1 protein-coding gene is annotated in these 4,155 nt (G+C 34.2%); it reads right to left on the bottom strand.

All coding sequences use genetic code 11. The annotated features are described in order from the left end of the window. Positions 1-578: 578 nt before the first annotated feature. On the bottom strand, positions 579-3,719 hold the full coding sequence (locus tag VU18_RS01250) for a lantibiotic dehydratase (protein WP_014194788.1): 3,141 nt from the start codon (positions 3,717-3,719) through the stop codon (positions 579-581). Positions 3,720-4,155: the final 436 nt, after the last annotated feature.

Genomic DNA, 4,155 nt, shown 5'->3' with positions numbered 1-4,155 from the left:
TGTACTCTTTGCAACATATCATAAACTTCGGCATCCTCAAAATGCTGTAAAGACAATCTTGTACACTTGTCCATGATTTGCAAATTAAGTTTGTAGTTGATGAGAGTTTGAAACTTATTTTGGTAATATTCCATGAAACTGCTGATGATCTCGCTGAGTAAAACAGCAGAAATATAAAAGATCAATGCCGATATAATAATATGAATATTTTGGGACCCGATTGCATTCAACAAGTTTTGCGAACCGAGCAATGTAACAATCGGTGCGCCTCCCATTAATAAGCTTAAGAAAATAATGATAAAAAAACTTTGTTTGTCGACGTTCTTTATAAGAACAAGCGTCTTGGGAACTATCCTTATTGATTTCACAATATCTTTGATAGTAACGTGATCATCATACTCTTTTATATTCATAACATTTTCAATCCCCGCATGCTAAAATGAGATCTTCTTCCCGTCATAAAAGTTTTTTCACCTGAATACACAAAAGAGAGCTTGTCGAGCTTTTGTTGAAAAAAGTCCAAGTCGTGGGTCCATTATATATCGTCTCCCCAATGCTTGGACAAATGGATAACATCTTTAATTTTTTAACACTAATCCATGAGCTTTAATATACTTTAATGCATATAACGTATGGGCAACTAATGTACGGATTTTCTTTTCAAATTCTCGATCAATGCCGAATAGCCTGTTACAGTGTAAATGAATCACACTGTCTAAAATAGATAATTCAGAAGAAGCTTCGAGACCGTCCTGGATCTTGCTTGCATACTCTTTTATGCTTCTGTTTCTTTGGTTCAAAACGTTTAATAATAACATCCCCTCATCAGTGTCTCTTAACCCTTGCCAATCATTATCCGTATTACAAACTTTCATGTAAACAGATCGATTCTTTTGAAAATCTTCACGATAGTCTTGTTTGTTGACTTGCTGTTGCAAGAAATCCAATTGACTTTCATAATTTAGGCCGAACTGTTCCATATAATGAATGATGGAAACCATTCCGATCACTTCATCGCTAAATTGAATATGTTTCAAACGTTTTAACTTTAATATGTCCTCTACTACTATGCTATCGAAGAAAAATAAGTTTTCTGCAAGATCGATCAATTCTGTTCCACCATAACGCTCAATTTCTCTTTCATAGCAGTCGATGGAAAAACGACTCACCACTCTTTTGTCGATTAACGTTCGCAGCCATTGTTTCATATCCGGATAAATCTGCAGAAGTTTCTCTTCACTGGCATTCAGCCTTAATCTTATATGTTGCTCCGGGTCGGCATACCGTATAAAGAAATACTTTTCAATTTCTCCTTTAGCCAATTTTTCGCGACAATATTCTGAAAGATAAAAGGCGATGAAATCATCCGCTCTAGAATGGACCCCGTACAATTTTAAATAAAGCCAATTTTCAAAAGGCAACTTGACTCTTATATCTGAAAAACTTGGGATATGATTTGATTTTTTCGCTTTGGCATACCATTGACGATTTTCTTGTTTTACTTTCACTAGCGGAATGACCAATTCACAAACATACTCTTTTTCGGCATCATCTTTAACTAAATGAAGATCAGCCTCTTCATAAGAACTTAGAATAATGTTTCCGTATCTATTGTTAAATTCGTGATGAAGAATTCTTAAACAATTTTCATCCTCTGTATTCAACAAAATCCGATTATCTGCAAAAGTCAAATAAACATATTTCGGCACATCGTAATCAGAACAAAATTTTTTAAAGCGTTTTTCAAATTCCGTAAAACTAATTTTGTCGTTTGTTTTAATAATCTTATTGATCACCCATTTTCGCGGTGCTATGACGAAATTTTTGTATTCAATTGCCGGTATGTAAGCATAGTCTTGAAAGATTGTATCCCAAGGGAAATTACACCAAATTTTTTTGCCATCTAAGCTTATATCATACAAAAAACGAATCGCATTCGGGGCATTTTGGGTATTCAACATATTATTCATAGTAATAATCAACTTTTTATTTAGTGTTTTGCTTTTGGCATAAAACATATCGTTCTCTATGCCGATCAAAATATCATTTAAGCTCAATCGATGATATTCATCTTTGCTGTTGTTAGTAAACAACGCAAGTTCGTATTCGCTGTTATGAATATTTCTTGTCACATTGGCATGTCTCGTTTCATTTGGCAAATAAACAAGCTCACAAGTTACATACTCGCCACTATCATTATTCAAGTTCAACATTTCTTTATTTAACGTTTCGAAGAGTTTCTCTTCCCCTTCCATCATATAAGAAAACCTTCCAAAACTTTTCCCCGCATGGGTCGATCCTAAATTAGGACCAATATAGTATTTGAAATGATTGTGCTCAAGATCTTGTTCCGAGTCACATTTTATAATGACGTTAATGTCTAATGAATCCGGGATGCTTTGGTAATCATAATCATCTAGACCCAATTCTTTTATCTCGTCTTCTGTTATTGTTATACTTTTTTTGTCTTTAACCGCCTCGATATATTTATGAAGAAAATATTCTCTTAACTGCTCATCAATCAATTGATGGGGTACACCTACAGCGAGTCTTGCGTTTTTCGGGTTTGTATAATCCATAGGTGCTCCTATACCAAGATCATTATCAAGCATTTCTAGTAAAGGAACTTCTCTGTCCACCCCATATTTTTCGATAAATTCTTGCTTGTACCTCGAAAGTGGAGAATCTGTTTGTTGATAGGTCATCGAAAAAGGTAGAAGTATGTGCATTAGTTCATTTACATCTTTTATCACTTGCTTGTTCAGTTTCTTTTCTTGTAAGTTTAACTTCATATCAACTTGTAACACATTTTTGGTATCGGCTAACTTTTTCATTTTTTTATGTAACTCTTTATATATTTGCTCCCCTTCTCCTAACGGAGTCATGGTATATGTGCGAATCTTTTGTTGAATATCAATTAATTCGTTACTCCACTCTTCTATATGGCTTTCTTTCAATCGCTTTATCAGATAATCAAGCTGATCCATTACTGTTAATGGTGGGCGGAGATTGGAAATTAAAAATTCGTTTTCTATTAGTTGCTTGAGAAAACGTTCAATTTTTTCCTCACTCGTATTTGGAAATTGTTTTATTAATTCTTTTTTTAATGTTTGGTAATGGATCAAGTGACGAGCTAATTCACACGTGATTTTAAAAGGAAGGGTGACTCTGACGCTGATTTCATTGACTCGCTTGTCATCGTCTTTTCGTGTCGAATGTAGTAAATATGCCCGTTCTCCTTTTAAAAATATACTGTCATTCACCGTGAACCATAATTGCTCATATTGTTCTTGTTCCAATTTCTTTACAATCTTCATCAGCCATTCTAAATCTGGCCTAGCAAATTTCTTATATTTATTCGTTCCATATCTTATTGATGTATTTTCATCCGTGTATTCACCAAAGTCTACTCCTGCAAAAAGACCAAATGGCGTTGGTCTCGTGCTAATTCTTATCAAATACTTATAAATGGCTTTGATAAAATAATCGTATTTTTTTATTTCCTTGCCGTTGCAAAAATCAATCATTTTATTATATAAACTTTTACTCGCTACTAAGATACTCTCTCTAAATACAGGGTTATGACAAATTTCCAACAGACGCTCTTTCATTTCTCCCTCAGTCAATTTTTGATCAAAAAATCTTAAATAGTTGTCTACTGATAAAACCGGTGTTCGAATCATAAACGTATCGATGTTTTTAAAGATAAGATCTTTCATAAATCAAGCCTCCAACTCAATGATTCTCAATCTTCCGTAAATTGCGTGACTCTTTTTACAAGATCTGCACCCAATTACAGTGCTGAATTTGTCCTGAACCACGTTGCAAAGTAGGTATGGAGGGACCTGTATTCATGATTTGAGTGATTTCTTCCGAATGTTAACTGTCCTACAGCCGGATAAAATGTTTCTCGATTTTTTGACATTGACTGAATTCGTATTCTTTAGTTGATGATGTTGCGCTCACCTCAACACTTATTAGGTTGCTAGTAGTAATTATGATATTTATTACAATTTCTTCATTTATATAGTGGGTTCTTAAGCACAAGCTTCACTTGATATTCTAGAGAGCCGGTGTTTTAACTGAAAATACCGCTTTCCAGCGATATTTTTTAAATTGAGAAACATGCAAAAACGGCTTGGGCGATATCGTTTC

This window comes from Geobacillus sp. ZGt-1, from assembly GCF_001026865.1.
In the GTDB taxonomy this organism is placed as follows: domain Bacteria; phylum Bacillota; class Bacilli; order Bacillales; family Anoxybacillaceae; genus Geobacillus; species Geobacillus thermoleovorans.
Note: the sequence above shows the minus strand (reverse complement) of the source record. Positions and strands in the feature narration are given on the sequence as shown.

Coding starts and splice junctions, on each gene's coding strand:
- VU18_RS01250 (WP_014194788.1), bottom strand. CDS start 3,719: ATGAAAGATCTTATCTTTAAAAACATCGATACGTTTATGATTCGAACA.